General features: G+C 73.2%; 18 protein-coding genes. 7 read left to right on the top strand and 11 right to left on the bottom strand.

The window, feature by feature from the left end; genetic code table 11:
* Positions 1-31: 31 nt before the first annotated feature.
* On the top strand, positions 32-745 hold the full coding sequence (locus ABT160_RS29085; RefSeq protein WP_351650842.1) for a M15 family metallopeptidase: 714 nt from the start codon (positions 32-34) through the stop codon (positions 743-745).
* A 125-nt stretch (positions 746-870) separates the two neighbouring features.
* On the opposite strand, the gene ABT160_RS29080 is transcribed toward ABT160_RS29085, so the two are convergent.
* A complete protein-coding gene (locus ABT160_RS29080) occupies positions 871-1,398 on the bottom strand; it encodes a TetR/AcrR family transcriptional regulator (RefSeq protein ID WP_351650888.1) in 528 nt (175 codons plus the stop codon).
* A gap of 242 nt (positions 1,399-1,640) precedes the next feature.
* Between ABT160_RS29080 and ABT160_RS29075 the strand changes: the two genes are divergently transcribed.
* Both ABT160_RS29075 and ABT160_RS29070 read left to right on the top strand, forming a co-directional pair.
* Positions 1,641-2,936: an alpha/beta hydrolase family protein gene (locus ABT160_RS29075; RefSeq protein WP_351650841.1), complete on the top strand. Its 1,296-nt coding sequence runs from the start codon at positions 1,641-1,643 to the stop codon at positions 2,934-2,936.
* Between the two features lie 183 nt (positions 2,937-3,119).
* The gene (locus ABT160_RS29070) at positions 3,120-3,974 is read left to right on the top strand and encodes an NPP1 family protein (RefSeq protein ID WP_351650840.1); all 855 of its coding nucleotides are present in this window, start codon (positions 3,120-3,122) and stop codon (positions 3,972-3,974) included.
* A gap of 26 nt (positions 3,975-4,000) precedes the next feature.
* On the opposite strand, the gene tatC is transcribed toward ABT160_RS29070, so the two are convergent.
* From tatC to paaI, 8 genes are all read right to left on the bottom strand, one after another.
* Complete coding sequence (gene tatC / locus ABT160_RS29065; RefSeq protein ID WP_351650839.1) at positions 4,001-4,822, bottom strand: twin-arginine translocase subunit TatC; 822 nt, start codon at positions 4,820-4,822, stop codon at positions 4,001-4,003.
* 29 nt (positions 4,823-4,851) lie between these two features.
* Complete coding sequence (gene tatA / locus ABT160_RS29060) at positions 4,852-5,160, bottom strand: Sec-independent protein translocase subunit TatA (RefSeq protein ID WP_351650837.1); 309 nt, start codon at positions 5,158-5,160, stop codon at positions 4,852-4,854.
* 76 nt (positions 5,161-5,236) lie between these two features.
* The gene (locus ABT160_RS29055) at positions 5,237-5,647 is read right to left on the bottom strand and encodes a DoxX family protein (RefSeq protein WP_351650836.1); all 411 of its coding nucleotides are present in this window, start codon (positions 5,645-5,647) and stop codon (positions 5,237-5,239) included.
* Positions 5,637-5,996, bottom strand: coding sequence for a cupredoxin domain-containing protein (locus tag ABT160_RS29050; RefSeq protein WP_351650835.1), 360 nt, complete (start codon positions 5,994-5,996; stop codon positions 5,637-5,639). Before ABT160_RS29050 ends, ABT160_RS29055 begins: the two co-directional genes overlap by 11 nt.
* A gap of 106 nt (positions 5,997-6,102) precedes the next feature.
* Positions 6,103-6,879 carry a ferritin-like domain-containing protein gene (locus tag ABT160_RS29045; protein WP_351650834.1) on the bottom strand — a complete coding sequence of 259 codons (777 nt, stop codon included), beginning with the start codon at positions 6,877-6,879 and terminating at the stop codon, positions 6,103-6,105.
* Positions 6,876-7,565: a ferritin-like domain-containing protein gene (locus ABT160_RS29040; protein ID WP_351650886.1), complete on the bottom strand. Its 690-nt coding sequence runs from the start codon at positions 7,563-7,565 to the stop codon at positions 6,876-6,878. Before ABT160_RS29040 ends, ABT160_RS29045 begins: the two co-directional genes overlap by 4 nt.
* A 152-nt stretch (positions 7,566-7,717) precedes the next feature.
* Positions 7,718-8,548 carry a tat (twin-arginine translocation) pathway signal sequence gene (locus tag ABT160_RS29035; protein WP_351650833.1) on the bottom strand — a complete coding sequence of 277 codons (831 nt, stop codon included), beginning with the start codon at positions 8,546-8,548 and terminating at the stop codon, positions 7,718-7,720.
* Between the two features lie 582 nt (positions 8,549-9,130).
* Complete coding sequence (gene paaI / locus ABT160_RS29030) at positions 9,131-9,508, bottom strand: hydroxyphenylacetyl-CoA thioesterase PaaI (RefSeq protein ID WP_351650885.1); 378 nt, start codon at positions 9,506-9,508, stop codon at positions 9,131-9,133.
* Positions 9,509-9,739: 231 nt separating this feature from the next.
* Between paaI and ABT160_RS29025 the strand changes: the two genes are divergently transcribed.
* Positions 9,740-11,068, top strand: a complete 1,329-nt coding sequence (locus ABT160_RS29025; protein ID WP_351650832.1) for an alpha/beta fold hydrolase — start codon at positions 9,740-9,742, stop codon at positions 11,066-11,068.
* 208 nt (positions 11,069-11,276) lie between these two features.
* A complete protein-coding gene (locus ABT160_RS29020) occupies positions 11,277-11,780 on the top strand; it encodes a DUF4232 domain-containing protein (RefSeq protein ID WP_351650831.1) in 504 nt (167 codons plus the stop codon).
* A gap of 73 nt (positions 11,781-11,853) precedes the next feature.
* Here ABT160_RS29020 and ABT160_RS29015 read toward each other — a convergent pair whose 3' ends face one another.
* Positions 11,854-12,405, bottom strand: a complete 552-nt coding sequence (locus ABT160_RS29015; RefSeq protein WP_351650829.1) for a TetR/AcrR family transcriptional regulator — start codon at positions 12,403-12,405, stop codon at positions 11,854-11,856.
* A 214-nt stretch (positions 12,406-12,619) separates the two neighbouring features.
* Here ABT160_RS29015 and ABT160_RS29010 point away from each other — a divergent pair, with 214 nt between their 5' ends.
* Positions 12,620-13,669, top strand: coding sequence for an aldo/keto reductase (locus ABT160_RS29010; RefSeq protein ID WP_351650828.1), 1,050 nt, complete (start codon positions 12,620-12,622; stop codon positions 13,667-13,669).
* 50 nt (positions 13,670-13,719) lie between these two features.
* Here the strand turns inward: ABT160_RS29010 and ABT160_RS29005 are convergent, their stop codons facing one another.
* Complete coding sequence (locus ABT160_RS29005; protein WP_351650826.1) at positions 13,720-13,917, bottom strand: hypothetical protein; 198 nt, start codon at positions 13,915-13,917, stop codon at positions 13,720-13,722.
* Positions 13,918-14,122: 205 nt separating this feature from the next.
* Here ABT160_RS29005 and ABT160_RS29000 point away from each other — a divergent pair.
* On the top strand, positions 14,123-14,694 hold a 572-nt coding region (locus ABT160_RS29000), incomplete at its 3' end, for a polysaccharide deacetylase family protein (protein WP_351650825.1).

The following is a 14,694-nucleotide window of genomic DNA, read 5'->3' as shown; positions in this document are numbered from 1 at the left end:
CGGTGCGGTGGTACCGGGTTTGGTAGGTGCGGTGACCTCACTTCGTACGTACGCCACCGCCCTCGCGGCGACCGCCGCGCTCCAGGTGTTCTGCGCGCCCGGGGGCCCGGCCGCCGCCGCGACCGCCCGTCCCGTTCCCCCGCCCGTCGCGGCTCCCGCCCCGGCTCCCGCTCCGGCTCCGGCCTTCCGGGCCCGGGTCGGTGCCGTGCCCATGGCGAAGCTGGGCCGCAGCTGGCATCCGGGGTGCCCGGTGGCACTGCGCCGGCTCCGTCTGATCACGATGGACCACTGGGGCTTCGACGGGCGCCGCCACACGGGCGAGATGGTGGTGCGGGACTCCGCGGTGCGGCCGATGCTGCACGTCTTCGGCAAGGCGTTCGCGGCGAAGTTCCCGATCCGGCAGATGCGGGTGCTCGCGGAGTTCGGCGGGGACGACGAGAAGGCGATGGCGGCGGACAACACCTCTGCCTTCAACTGCCGTGACGTGACGGGCGATCCCGGTCGCATCTCGCAGCACGCGTACGGCGACGCGGTGGACATCAACACCCTGGAGAACCCGTACGTGGACGTGCACGGCCGGGTCCACCCCGCGGCGGGCCACCGCTTCCTGGACCGTAGCCGGAAGGCGCCCGGCATGATCAAGCGGGGCGACGTGATCAGCCGGGCGATGCGGGAGGTCGGCTGGGAGTGGGGTGGCCGCTGGTGGATGCCGGACTACCAGCACTTCTCCGCGAACGGCCGCTGAGCGGCACCGGGAGACGGGCGGTGGCAGGGGTGACGGGTCGGCAGGCGGCACCGGCCGTCAGCGGGTGACGGGCGGTACCGGGCGCACGGGTCGTCGGGCGCCCGTGACCGGCCCGGTGCCGCGTCTCACCCCCTGCGCAGCAGCCGCCGCACCAGGACGTCGACGTACTCCGCCGTGAGGGTCTGGGCGCCGAACAGCACCCGGACGTACATCGGCGCGAGCACCACGTCCACCACCTCCAGCACGTCCGGTGCCGACTCGCCCCGTGCGCGGGCCCGGTCGAGCATGGACTCGATCTGCTCGGAGCGGGCCGCCAGGAACCGGTCGCGGGCTTCCGTGCCGGACTCCCCGGCGGCCAGCACCGTGACGACGGTGCGCAGCAGCGCCAGGCCGTCGGCCCCGGACACGTCGGCCGCGGCCTTGGCGGCGTACGCGCGCAGGTCCCCTTCGAGCGTGCCGGTGTCGGGCATCGGCGACTCCTCGGTGAGCCGGCTGACCACCACGTCCATCAGCAGCGCCTCCAGGTTGCCCCAGCGGCGGTAGACGCTGCTGTCGGCGACCTCGGCGCGGGCCGCCACGTCGGCGACCGCGAAGGAGCCGTAGCCGCGCTCGGCGATCAGCTCGGTGACCGCGCGGTGGACGGCGGCGCGCACCCGGGCGCTCCGCCCGCCGGGCCGCCGGGCGACGGGCGGAGCCGCAGCCGGATCCGCGGTCGCGGCCGGAGTCGTACGCGGGGCCGGAGGTGTCTCGTTCTCGTTCACACCCACCACCTTAAAGCAGTGCTCGATTGCGTTTGCGGCGGCGCGGGTCTACCGTATTCCTAACGCAGTAATCCACTGCGTTAGGGCCAGCGGGTTCAGTGAGCCCAGTGAGCTCAGTGGGTCACATGAGTCGCATGAGTCAGGAGTCCGTCATGGAGCCGCTCTTCTTCCCCGGCAACCCCTCCTTCTGGTACGAGACGCTGCGCGTCCTCGGACACATCGCCTACGGCGGCGCCGACTTCGCCGAGGTCGCCACCACCGCCCAGCGCATCACCCCCGGCGACTACGACAGCTGGCACGACGAGTGGCTGGCCACCGCCGACCGCGTCGCGGGCCAGGCGCGCGACTCCCTGGCCGGCGGCCACCGCGTCAGCGCCCGTGACGGGTTCCTGCGCGCCTCGAACTACTACCGCAGCGCCGAGTTCTTCCTGCACGGCGACAGCGAGGACCCGCGGATCCTGCACGCGTACGACGCCTCGGTCGACTGCTTCCGCCAAGCCGCCGCGCTGCTCACGCCCTCCGTCGAGCCGGTCCGCATCCCGTACGAGGGGACGACCCTGCCCGGCTACCTCTACCGCCCGGCACCGGCCGCCGACGACGCGGGAGCAGCCGGGACGCAGGCGACCCGCCGCCCGACCGTCGTCATGTTCAACGGCTTCGACGGCACGGCCGAGGAGCTGTACTTCTTCGGCGCGGCCGCCGCCGTCGAGCGCGGCTACACCGTCCTCGCCTTCGACGGCCCCGGCCAGCCCGGCACCCGCCACCACCAGGGCCTCACCTTCCGCCCCGACTGGGAGAACGTCGTCACGCCCGTGCTCGACTTCGCGTCGGCCCTGCCCGAGGTCGACCCCCGGCGGATCGCCGTCCTCGGCGTCAGCATGGGCGGCTACCTCGCCCCCCGCGCCGCCGCCTTCGACTCCCGCATCGCCGCCGTCGTCGCCCTCGACGGCGTGTACGACCTCGGGGACATCAGCACCGCCAACCTCCCGATGCCCCGCGAGGAGGCCGAGCGGAGGCTGCGCGCGCCCCAGGACCCGGAGCTGGACGCGATGCTGGAGGCCGCCATGGCCGCCAGCCCGACCGTCAAGTGGGCCATGGAGCACGGCATGTTCGTCATGGGCGCCGCCACCCCGCGCGCGTTCGCCGCGTCCTACCTCGACTACCACCTGCGCGACGGCCTCGCGGAGCGGATCGAGTGCCCCGTGCTGGTCTGCGCTGGCGACGACGACGGCTTCTTCAAGGGGCAGCCGGAGAAGCTGTACGACCACCTGGAGTGCGAGAAGACCCTGATGGTCTTCACCGCGGCCGAAGGGGCCGCCGAGCACTGCCAGTCCGGCGCCCAGCGACTGGCCATGGCGCGCGTCCACGACTGGCTCGACGACGTACTGGCCGAGCGTCCGGCCGCCGTGGGTCCGACGGCCGCGCACTGACCCCGACGGGCGCCGTCACGGCGGCGCCCACCACGACGACCGGTACCCGTCCGCCAACGTTCACCTCCGCCTCAGCCGGCCCGGTACCGCACTCGGGCACCGTCCCCTAGGCTTCGGCAGGCTCGGAACGCACCGCTCCGTCTCCCCCCTTCGCGCACCGCCGCACCGTGAGGACGAGGAACCATGGCGAACAAGTCCCCCGCCCCGCAAGGCCCCACCCCGCAACACCCCACCCGGCGCCCCTCCCCGCAACGCCCCTCCCTGGCCCAGCGGGCCTCCCGCGTCTCGGTACTCCTGGCGGCCACGTCCCTGGCGATACTCGTCCCGGCCGCGACCGCCCACGCCGAGCCGCCGCACAACCTGCCGCAGAACGCGGGGGGTTACGAGCAGTCCTTCTCGCCCGCGTACGACTACGACGGCGACGGCTGCTACGCCACGCCCGCCATCGGCCCCGACGGCACCCTCGCCCCCGGCCTCAACACGACGGGCGCGATCAACGGCAGCTGCCGGGACCAGTCCGACCTCGACAACTCCCAGACGTACGCACGCGCCAAGTGCAACAACGGCTGGTGCGGGATCGTCTACGCGAGCTACTTCGAGAAGGACCAGGCCGTCCACGGCAGCGGGCTCGGCGGCCACCGCCACGACTGGGAGCACGTGATCTCCTGGGTCAACCAGGCGTCCAACCAGGTGGACTACGTCTCCACGACCCAGCACTCCACCGTGAAGACCTACCCGCGCTCCCAGGTCCGCTTCGACGGCTCGCACCCCAAGGCCGTCTACCACAAGGACGGTGCGAGCACCCACTTCTTCCGGCTGGCCAACGGCAACGACGAGCCGCCGGAGAACCACTACCACACGTGGCGCTACCCCCCGCTGGTCGACTGGAACGGCTACCCGAGCACCGCCCTGCGCGACCGGCTGATGAACGCGGACTTCGGATCGGCCACGATCAAGATCACGGACAAGGACGACCGCTTCCGCCAGCTCCTCAACAACTCCAAGCCCGGCGGGATCCCCTTCGACCCCTGGGCCTGAGCCGCCGGGCGCCGGAGCGAGCGGGCTCAGGCACCGACGACCGGGACCGGGTCGAGCAGCGCCGCGATCTCGTCGTCGTACGCCGTCGGGTCGAGGTCCGCCCCGTCCCGCCCGTCCCGGTTCGCGCGCCTCCGGTCGTTGGCGCGGGCCACCCACACCACCAGGAAGTACAGCAGGATCACCGGGCCCGCCATCACGCACATGCCCACCGGGTCGGTGGTGGGGGTCACCAGGGCCCCGAACAGCAGGATCCCCATCACCACGCCCCGCCACCAACCGGCCATGCGGCGCCCGGACACCACGCCCGCGACGTTCAACATCAGCAGCAGCACGGGGAGTTGGAAGGAGAGTCCGAAGACCAGCACCATGCGGGTGGCGAAGTCCAGGACGTCGTCGAGGGCGAGGATGTTGGACGCCGCTTCGGGGGTGATGCTCAGCAGCACCCGGATGCTCACCGGCAGCATCAGCCAGGCCAGGACGGCGCCCCCGGCGAAGAGCGGCGCGGCGAGTGCGACGAACCCGTACGCGTACCGCCGCTCCCGCCGGTGCAGGCCCGGGGCCACGAACGCCCAGAGCTGGTAGAGCCACACCGGGGAGGCGGCCACGACCCCGGCGGCCACCGAGACCTTCACCGTCGTGCCGAAGGGTGACATCAGGTCCTGGAAGGCGACCACGGCACACGCGCCGCCCCGCCCGAGCCGTCCCTGCGCGCACCGGGGAACCGGACCGAGCAGCAGGGACACCAACCGCTCGCTGTAGCAGGCCGCGACGACGGTGCACGCGGTGACGGCCAGCAGAGCCTTCGCCAGCCGGTCGCGCAGTTCCCGCAGGTGGCCGGCGAGCGGCATGCGGCCCTCCGGGTCCGCGCCCGCCCCCCTCACCGGCCGGCGAGCCCGCCGGGCGCCACGCCCGTACGGCCGGGCCGCTGCTCCGGCGAGGCGACGGCCTGTGCCTCACTCGTCGGGGCCTGTGCCCCGTTCTTCGAGACCTGTGACTCGCCCTTCGAGACCTGTGACTCGCCCTTCGGGGCCTGTGCCTCGCCCTTGAGCTCCCGCGCCTCGCTCCTGAGGATCCGGGCCGACTTCCCGAGCGAACGGGCCATGTCGGGAAGCTTCTTGGCGCCGAAGAGGAGGACGAGGGCGAGGACGACCAGGAGGATTTCGGTGGGTCCGAGCTGACGCAGCATGGACGGGCCACTCCTTGGGGTTCGGGGCGAAGGGGGAGCAGGGGGTGGGAGGGGGGCGACCAAGACCGGCACGCGGTCAGTTCGAAGGCGCACCGCGGCCCGCGCGCACGGACAGCGCCCTGGGTGCGAGGACGGCCAGCGCCAGGAAGGACCAGCAGAAGAGGACCGCGCTCTCGCCGTCGTTCTGCAGGGGCAGCAGGCCGCGGGACTGGTGCTCGGTGAAGTACGCGAACGCCATGGCCCCCGAACACAGCAGCGCGGCGGGGCGGGTGAACAGCCCCAGGGCCACCAGGGAGCCGCCGGCGAGTTCGATCAGTCCGGCCCACCAGTAGGGCCACTGCCCGGCCGGTACGGTGTCGTGCCCCAGCACGCCGAACAGCTTGGCCACGCCGTGGCAGGCGAAGAGCAGGCCGATGACGACGCGGAACAGCCCGAGCAGGACCGCCGGATCGACGCGTGGCCGAAGTCCCGTACGGTCAGCGGACATCGAGGCGGCCCGACATGAACTGGTGGATGTCGCAGACGTACGGGTGGCTGCCGCGGCGCACCGGCGCGGTGAACGTGGCCGTGCCACCGGGGGCGATCCTGCCGGTGTCGAAGGCGGCGGGGCCGTCGGACGTGACGGTGTGCGGGGCGTCGTCGTGGTTGACGACGGTCACCTGCTGGCCGGGGGAGACCTTGAGCACGGCCGGGCTGAAGCCGAAGTTCTCGACCACCAGGCGGGCCGGGGCGCGGTGCGGCGGGGGAGTGGGACCGGCGGCGCTCGCGGCGCCGGGGGCGAGGACGGCGAGCGAGGACGCGAGGACCAGCGCGGCCCTGCGGATCGGGAAGGGCATGGCTGAACTGCCTTTCGGCGCAGAGGAACGAGGGACGGGGACCAGGAGGGGGAACGGGCGGGCCCGCAGTGGCGCTGCGGGCCCGCCCGCACGGTGTCGGCCCGGATCAGACCGTGAGCAGGGCCGGGCTCGCCGCCTTGTCCAGCGGCAGGAAGGTGTCCTGCACCGGGTACTCACCCAGCACGAAGTGCAGGATCGCCGCGTGCTGCGCCTCCACCGGCGCGATGGACGCGGCCGTCCGGATCCCGGCCGGGCTGGTGACGTGGGTGGTGGCGAAGCTGTAGGTCTGCGCCGCCTGCTCCTCGAGGGAGAGCGCCAGACGGGCCACGCCCGCGACGCTGTCGACCTTGCCGAGCGCCTTGAGCGTGGCGGCCTGGTTGGACAGCGGCACGCCCTTGATCGCCGGGCGCCCGGCGCCGGTGAGCACCGCGTTCCAGGCCTTGGCGTGGGCGGCGTGCTGGTTCATCGCGGTCACCGCGAAGGTCGCCACGGCGGGCGGCACCTTGCCGAGCTTGCCGGCCTTCGCCGCCTTGAGCGCGGCCCCGTAGGCGCAGACGGCCTGGTTCTCCAGGGCCACCGCGAGCGCCACGACCTTCAGGTCCCCGACGTACGGGCTCGGCGCGGCGAGCGGCGACGACTCGGCCGCGTACGCCGGAGCCGTACCGGAGCGTCCGGCCAGCGCGAACGCGGCGGCGGCGGCACCGATGCCGACGAGGAACCCGCGGCGCCGCACGTCCGTCGCGCGCACCTCCTCGACCAGGTCCGCGGTGCCCGCGTGCATGGCGGGCAGCGTCGACTGGTGGGCGTCCTCCATGTCGCGGGTCAGCCGCAGCAGGTCGTGCTCGCTGATGTGCAGGTCCTCGTCCTGGCGGCGGGTGCTCACTTGACGGCTCCTTCGGTGACCGGAGAGGCGTTCCGGCTCGGGTAGAACGCGTGGGGGAAGGCGACGGCACCGGCCGCGGCGGGCAGCGCGGCGGCGTCGGTCGGGATCGCGATCAGCTCCGGCCGGCCCGCGCCGAGCAGCGCCTGCACCGCGAGCAGGGTCGCCCGGTGCTGGGCCTCCACGGGGGCGACGCTCGCGAACAGCTTGCGCAGCTGCACGTCGCGGACCTCGCCGGTGTTCTTGACGTACGTCTGGGTGGCGACGTCCTCCAGCGTGACGGCGAGCGCGACCACGTCGGCGGGGCCCTTGATGCCGGGCAGCGCCTTCTTCACGACCGCCGCGTACTTCGGGTTGACCGACATCTGCGCGGCGCCGCCCGCGTTGACCGCGGCGGCGTTGAAGGCCCGCGCGTGGGCCGAGTGCTGGGTGATGGTCGTGGCGATGAACGCCGCGACGGTCTTGTTGCCGTTCTTGATGAACGGCAGCCCGGCAGCGGTCCGGTAGACGCTGACGGCCAGGTTCTCCAGGGACGCGGCGGTCTGGAGCGCCCTGATGTCGTCCCGGGACACGGACCGGTCCACACCGGTCAGCCCGCCGTGCGTCAGGCGCATGGCGTCGCTGTTCAAGTCCTGTGACTGTTCGCTCAGTTGGTCCAGCAGCCGGGTATCGATGCGCTGTACGCCCATCACGCCCCATCTCTTCCTCGCGCCCGCACCGTCGCGGGCGATCTGCGGGGGATTCGGGGCGCGGTTCGCGAAGGATTGCCCGGAAGTCCGGATGTCACCCGAATGGTCGCGTGCGGGTCCCGGCGCCCGGGCGCGGGGCGTTGAACGCGCGCTCAGCCGCCGTTGAAGAACAGTGCGAGCCCCTGGTGCGCGTGGACCGCGTTGGTGGTGTTGGCGACGGCGAGCACGGCCGTCAGCGCCGCCGCGACGGCGGAGCCCGCCGCGGCGAAGGCCAGGGCCCGGGGTGACGTGCCGGGCGCGCGTCGGCGAAGCCGCCGCAGGAGGACGACGGTCAGCGCGCCGAGGACCAGCGTGACGACGGCGGCGAGGCCGGCCAGGACCACGTGGTACAGGGCGAAGTCTTCGGTCATCACCGCCAGGGCGGGGGGCGTTCCGGCGCCCGAGCCCGGTGCGCCGTCGAAGCGGGACCGTACGTCGGCCAGGGTGCTCGCGAGCGCCGGGTCCTGGTGCCCGCCCGTCAGCATGGGCAGGAGCGAGGCGAACGGAGCGGCCGCGCCCTGCACGTTGGCCATCAGGGCCACCAGGGCGAAGGCCCCCACCAGTCCCACGGCCGTCCACGACGCCGCGCGCAGGGGACGGGAGCGGGGCACGGCCCGGCCGCGGCGCCGCATCACCGTGCCGAGGGCCACCGCACTCCCCAGCAGGAGCGCCGAGACCACCGCCTTCACCAGGTGGTAGCGGAACCAGAAGTCCACGATGCCGTCGAGGTCCCGCGCGAAGTCGGCGCTGCCGGACTCCCAGTAGCGGACGAAGGCCCGGCGGAACGCCCCGCCGACGCTGTCCGAGTCCACCGGGGTGCGGACGAGCACGTCAGGCACGAAGAAGAACGCCGCGAGGAGCAGCCCGGTCAGCCCGGCGAGCGGGAGGAGGAACCGGCGTTCCGCGTGGTCGCCCGGTCCCGGAACGCCGACGGCGCGATGCATGGATTCCCCTGTCCCGTGAGCGGTTCCCGTGCGCGGTGCGCACGAGGAGCCGTCGGCGCACGCCCGCCCTCGCGCACGGCCGTCGGTTCCGAAGGCCCGCCGACGCAACGTATCCCGCGGTCCCGGGGCACGGCCCTGGTGGCCGCCGGTCAATTCGGGGTGGGGAGAACCCCACCCCGCCCAGGCTGCTTGCCAGGTGCCGTGCGGTGGGTCGCGTACGACGGGCGGCGACCCCGAGGAGACATGTCACGCGGGGCGCGTGCGACGGATGACGTACACGTGGCGCCTTCGGTCCCCCACGTGGCGCGTCAGGTCCTCCGCCCACCGGCCCGCGCGACCGTAGCGTCGTCCTGTGCCGACCGAGAGGGCGTACGAGGACGGACCGGCCGGCGAGTCGCGTACGGACCGTCCACTGGACGCGCGGTGCGTCGCGCCCGTCTCGGGATGCGCGGTCACCTGACGACTACGGCACCACCAGAGCGAGACCCACGGGGGTGGACTCGCGCGGAGAAGGCCCGGCACGGGAGTGCCGGGCCTTCGTGGTACCTCCGCGTACTTCCGCACCTGAGGCCCCCGGGAGAGTCAGCCGTCCGTGCCCCGCATGCTGCGGCTGCGCCCGCGGAACTGGGCGATCACCTCGTCCCCGCGGGTGACGGTCACGTCGTACAGTCCGCTGCGGCCGAAGCGGGTCAGCTCGTGGGCGGTGGCGGTCAGGACGTCGCCCTCGCGGGCGGGGGTGACGAAGGTGATGTCGGCGCCGGAGGCGACCGTGACGGGCCCGTGGCTGTTGCAGGCGCAGGCGAACGCGGTGTCCGCGAGCAGGAACACGTACCCGCCGTGACCGATGCCGTGGCCGTTGACCATGGCGGCCGTCACGGCCATGCGGAGGGTCGCGGAGCCGGGGCCCTGCTCGACGAGCTCGATGCCCAGGGCCCGGGACGCCTCGTCCGCGGCGAACATCCGCTCCGCCGGGGAGGCTTCCGCCGGGGATTCCGGCACGGGTACCACCACCTTGTCCGGTCGTCGGGCGCCGGGTTCGACCGCCCGTGTGCCGACCGACCATTCGGTCCGGCGCGTGGCGATCACGTAACCAAGCCACCGCGCCGCCTGTCAAGGAGCGCGCACCGCACCCGTACCCCGCCGCCGCGAAAACCGCTGGGCCACCGGGCGCGGGGACCCGAGGATGACGGCATGACCCAGCACCAGGAGACGGCCCACCACCGGGAAGCGATCGAGTACCGCGACGCCGACACCGTGCACGTCGACCACGAGTTCACCGTCCCCCTCGACCACGACCGGCCCGGCGGCCCGCGGATCCGGGTGTACGCGCGCGAGGTGCGGGCGGCGGGCCGGGCGGCGCGGGAGCTGCCCTGGCTGCTCTTCCTCGGGGGCGGCCCCGGCGCGGCGAGTCCGCGCCCGTACGCCACCGGGGGCTGGCTGGCGCGTGCCCTCCGCGACCACCGCGTGCTGCTCCTCGACCAGCGCGGCACCGGCCGTTCCACGCCCGTCGACCGGCGCGTCCTGACCCGGCTGCCGGACCCCGGGGCCCAGGCGGAGTACCTGTCGCACTTCCGCGCCGACGCGATCGTGCGGGACGCGGAGGCGATCCGCCGGGTCCTCGCCGCGGACCGGCCCTGGAGCGTCCTGGGCCAGAGCTTCGGCGGCCTGTGCGCGACCACCTACTTGTCCTTCGCCCCGCACGGCCTCGCCCGGGTCCTCATCGCCGGAGGACTCCCGGGCGTCGGCGCGACCGCGGACGAGGTGTACCGCGCCCTGTACCCCAGGGTCGCGGCCAGGAACGCCGAGCACTACGACCGGCTCCCGGGCGACGTGGAGCGGGCCCGGGCGGTGGCCCGGCACCTGCGCGACCGGCGGGTGACGCTGCCGAGCGGCAGGCGCCTGACCGTCGAGGCCTTCCAGTCCCTGGGGAACGTGCTGGGCGGCACCGACGGCAGCCTCCGCCTGCACCACCTGCTCGAAGACCCCTTCACCGGCGGGACCGAACTGTCGGACGCGTTCCTGCTCCAGGCGGACCACGCACTGTCCGACGCGGCCGGCGGGCCACTGTTCCACCTGCTGCACGAGGCCACGTACGCGCAGGGGCCGGGGGCCACGCGCTGGTCGGCCCAGCGGGTCCGGGGCGCGTTCCCCGCCTTCGACGCCGCGACCGCGCTCGACTCGGGCGCGCCCGTGCTGTTCACCGGGGAGATGACCTACCCCTGGATGTTCGAGACGGACCCGGCGCTGCGGCCGTTCCGCGACGCCGCCGCTCTGATCGCCGAACGCCCGGTCTGGCCCGCGCTCTACGACACCGGCCGCCTGCGGGAGAACACCGTGCCCGTCGCCGCGGCGATCTACGACGGTGACATGTACGTCGACCGTGACCTGTCGCTCGGGACCGCCCGGACCATCCGCGGCCTGCGGCCCTGGCTGACCGACGAGTACCAGCACGACGGGCTGCGCACGAGCAACGGGCGCGTCCTGGAGCGCCTCCTCGAACTGCTCGGCGAGCAGGCGTAGATGCCGTGGTGGACGCCGCGGTAAATGCCTTGGTGGATGCCTTGTTCGCCCGCGGAAGCCGACGGCGTTTACCGGACATTTGCCTCGAACGGTGGTGTGGTTGATCTCCGTACGGGAAGACGTCGAATCGTCACACCCGCACACACCGCACATCCCTGAGCGGTGCACACCCGCACCTGCGCACCTGGCAACGAAACAAGGAGAGTCCATGCGCACCACCCGCAAGACCGTCGCCGCCCTCGCCGCCGCCGCCCTGGTGGGCACGCTCGGTGCGGGAGCCGCCCAGGCGTCGGCTCCGTCCGCCGCACCGGCTCCGTCCGCGTGCAGGCCGGCCAACCACACGGCGACGATCAAGGCCGACCACCCCAGCGCGGGACACCAGCACTACCGGGTCACGCTCAGCACGCCCAAGGGGTACGCGTCCTGCACGCTGTCCGGCTCCCCGACCGGAGTGGCGTTCTTCGCGCACGGCAAGCGGATCGACGTCACCGCCGGCCACTACGGCGACCAGCGCGCCAAGGCGGTCCTCCGCCCGGGCCACCCGGTCCACTTCGATATCCAGGTCCCCGACCTGGGCCGCACCACGCGGGCCGACGGGGCGTCCTTCACGCTCAGGACGCCCGGCGGCACCGTCCCCGGCCAGTCGTCGGTGGACGGAGGCTTCGCCGTCGCCAGGGGCACCCTCGTCGGCCCGGTCCAGCCCGGCGCCTGACCTCGCCCGCCCGGGCCCGGCCGGGCGGCCCCCGCCCCGCAGTGAGAGCGGGGGTCGGCGACCCGGCCTCGGCCTACGGCCGCAAGCCAGCGATCGCCAGGTCGAGCAGCCGGTCCGCCTGGGCCGCGCCCTCCGGAGTGCCGGGCGTCCGCCACAGGCAGCTCAGCAGCATGATCACGTCCACCGGGTCGATCCCGGCCCGTACCTCCCCGGCCTCCTCGCACGCGTCGAGGAGGCGGCGCACGGCCTCGGTCACCGGCGGCCAGGAGGCGCTGATGACCTCCGCGGCGGCCGCCGAGTGCAGCGCCTCGCCCATGCCGTGCTTGATCCGTACGTAACCGGTGAGCGCGGTGAACCAGTGCCGCAGCGCGTCCAGCGGCGCGTGCGCGGCCAGGACGTCGGGCACGGACGCGACCAGGCGGTCCACGTCGCTGCGGTAGACCTCCAGGATCAGCGCCTCGCGGGTGGGGAAGTGCCGGTAGAGCGTGCCGGGGCCGACCCCCGCGCGCTTGGCGATCGAGTTCAGCGAGGCGTCCGGGGACTCGGCGAGCGCGTCGTGGGCGACCCGCAGGATCGCCTCCCGGTTCTTGAGCGCGTCGGAGCGCTGGCGGGCGGCGTCGGGCATGGGTCCTCCGGTGGTGCGGGCGGGTCCGGTCGTGCGTACAGGTGCGGGCGGGCGGGGTCGGTGGTGCGTACGCGGATCCCTCGGTACTGCGGGTCCGGTCGTGCGCGCGGGCGTCCGATTGCGAAGTGGAGAGTTCTCCGTTACCTTCGAAGAGTCAATCGGAGAGCTCTCCACTTGCTCTCGGTCCCCATTGTAGGAGCCCCAGGAGTTTCCCGTGCGCTACATCAAGCTCGGCCGCACCGGCCTCGACGTGTCCCCGATCGCCATCGGCGCCATGACCTACGGGGAGCCCGACCGCGGCCACCCCGTCTGGTCCCTGGACGAGGAGTCGAGCCGCCCCCTGATCAAGCACGCCCTCGAAGCGGGCGTCAACTTCTTCGACACCGCGAACATGTACTCCTACGGCTCCAGCGAGGAGATCCTGGGGCGCGCCCTCAAGGACTTCGCGGGCCGCGACGACGTGGTCATCACCACCAAGGTCCGCCACGCCATGCGCCCGGGCCGCCCCAACGGCGGCGGCCTCTCGCGCAAGGCGATCATGGCCGAGATCGACGCCAGCCTGCGCCGCCTCGGCACCGACCACGTCGACGTCTACATGATCCACCGCTTCGACCCGGACACGCCCCTGGAGGAGACCCTGGAGGCCCTGCACGACGTGGTCAAGGCCGGAAAGGCGCGCTACCTGGGCGCCTCCTCCATGCACGCCTGGCAGTTCGCCAAGGCACTCCACCTCCAGGAGCGCAACGGCTGGGCCCGGTTCGTCACCATGCAGGACCACTACAACCTCCTGGCCCGCGAGGAGGAGCGCGAGATGCTCCCGCTCTGCGCCGACGAGGGCGTCGCCACCATGGTCTGGAGCCCGCTCGCCCGCGGCCGGCTCGCCCGCCCCTTCGACGAGGCCAACTCCGGGGCGCGCGCGGCCACCGACGGTGGTTTCGCCGACCTGCTCTACAAGGCGAACGCCGACAGCGACCGTCTGATCATCGACGAGGTCGGCGCGGTCGCCGAGGCCCGCGGCGTCGGCCGCGCCCAGGTCGCCCTCGCCTGGCTGCGCCGCAACCCCGTCGTCGCCGCGCCCCTCGTCGGGGCCCGCACGATCCAGCAGATCGACGACGCCGTCGCCTCGCTCGACCTGGACCTCACGGACGAGGAGGCCCGCCGCCTGGAGGCCCCGTACACCCCCCGCCACGACTTCCAGGGCGTCTCCGACGAGCGCGAGCTGGAGCGCATCAAGGCGAGCATCCCGGGTTACGCGAACGTGTGACGCCGCGTCCGGCGCCCAGCGTCCACAGGGCGCGGCTCACTGGCTCCCGCTCACTGGCTCCAGAGGTAACGCGTCGCGAGCACGCCGAGCACCGCGACGACGGCGAGGGCAACCGTCTCCCTCACGTCCCGCAGGCTCGGGCGCGGCGCGTCGGGGCCGCCGGTGCGGGACTTGCGCACCTGGAAGACGTAGTCGGTGACCGACGCCAGTACGAACAGGGCGATGAGTCCCCACATCACGTCGATCATGACGGATAGCACAGATACCTCCCCATTTGGCCAGTTGGAGGCTTTCCAGCCGCGGGGTGGTTGAACCGGCCGGCGCGAGATGTCCGCGAACTCCCCCGGAATTGTCCGTGATCCGTAACGGAGGCATCCAACGGCGTCCGTTCCCTGTCCACTCAGGTGGTCGCACAGTGACCGGAGTTGAGTGAAGACGCGTAAAGGGGCGGACATGGCACGGCACAGCGGTGGGCGGGGTTGGTACGGCAAGGTGCTGGGGTCCGCGCTGGGCGTCGCGCTGCTCGCGACGGGTGCGTCGGTGTGGACGGCACAGGCCGGTGACGCGGAGTCCGCCGCGCCGGCGGCCAGGAAGCCCGTGGTGAAGGCGGTGCCGGTGGCGGAGTCGATCGCGCACGCGTCGGAGGCGGGCCCGCGCGGCGTGAACATCACCATCGACGACGGTCCCGACCCGCGCTGGACGCCCCGGATGCTCGAACTGCTCGACCAGTTCGGTGTGAAGGCGACGTTCTGCATGGTCGGTACGCAGGCCCGGGCGCACCCCGACCTCGTGAAGCGGGTCGTGGCCGAGGGTCACCGGCTGTGCGACCACTCGGTGTCGCACGACACGGCCATGGACAAGCAGTCGCAGGACTACCAGCGGCGCCAGATCCTGGACGCGGAGCGGATGATCACCGAGGCGTCCGGTGGGGTGCGGCCGATGTACTACCGGGCCCCGGGCGGCGCGTTCACCCCGTACAGCCGCAAGCTCGCGGCCTCGCGCGGGATGCGCCCGCTGGGCTGGAA

It is taken from the genome of Streptomyces sp. NPDC001941 (assembly GCF_040296945.1).
Lineage (GTDB): Bacteria > Actinomycetota > Actinomycetes > Streptomycetales > Streptomycetaceae > Streptomyces.
The sequence above is the reverse complement of the archived record's forward strand: the minus strand, read 5'-3'. Positions and strand labels throughout refer to the sequence as shown.

Coding starts and splice junctions, on each gene's coding strand:
- ABT160_RS29025 (WP_351650832.1), top strand. CDS start 9,740: ATGACCCAGCACCAGGAGACGGCCCACCACCGGGAAGCGATCGAGTAC.
- ABT160_RS29070 (WP_351650840.1), top strand. CDS start 3,120: ATGGCGAACAAGTCCCCCGCCCCGCAAGGCCCCACCCCGCAACACCCC.
- ABT160_RS29005 (WP_351650826.1), bottom strand. CDS start 13,917: ATGATCGACGTGATGTGGGGACTCATCGCCCTGTTCGTACTGGCGTCG.
- ABT160_RS29040 (WP_351650886.1), bottom strand. CDS start 7,565: ATGGGCGTACAGCGCATCGATACCCGGCTGCTGGACCAACTGAGCGAA.
- tatC (WP_351650839.1), bottom strand. CDS start 4,822: ATGCCGCTCGCCGGCCACCTGCGGGAACTGCGCGACCGGCTGGCGAAG.
- ABT160_RS29050 (WP_351650835.1), bottom strand. CDS start 5,996: ATGCCCTTCCCGATCCGCAGGGCCGCGCTGGTCCTCGCGTCCTCGCTC.
- paaI (WP_351650885.1), bottom strand. CDS start 9,508: ATGTTCGCCGCGGACGAGGCGTCCCGGGCCCTGGGCATCGAGCTCGTC.
- ABT160_RS29055 (WP_351650836.1), bottom strand. CDS start 5,647: ATGTCCGCTGACCGTACGGGACTTCGGCCACGCGTCGATCCGGCGGTC.
- ABT160_RS29015 (WP_351650829.1), bottom strand. CDS start 12,405: ATGCCCGACGCCGCCCGCCAGCGCTCCGACGCGCTCAAGAACCGGGAG.
- ABT160_RS29020 (WP_351650831.1), top strand. CDS start 11,277: ATGCGCACCACCCGCAAGACCGTCGCCGCCCTCGCCGCCGCCGCCCTG.
- ABT160_RS29075 (WP_351650841.1), top strand. CDS start 1,641: ATGAGTCAGGAGTCCGTCATGGAGCCGCTCTTCTTCCCCGGCAACCCC.
- ABT160_RS29035 (WP_351650833.1), bottom strand. CDS start 8,548: ATGCATCGCGCCGTCGGCGTTCCGGGACCGGGCGACCACGCGGAACGC.
- tatA (WP_351650837.1), bottom strand. CDS start 5,160: ATGCTGCGTCAGCTCGGACCCACCGAAATCCTCCTGGTCGTCCTCGCC.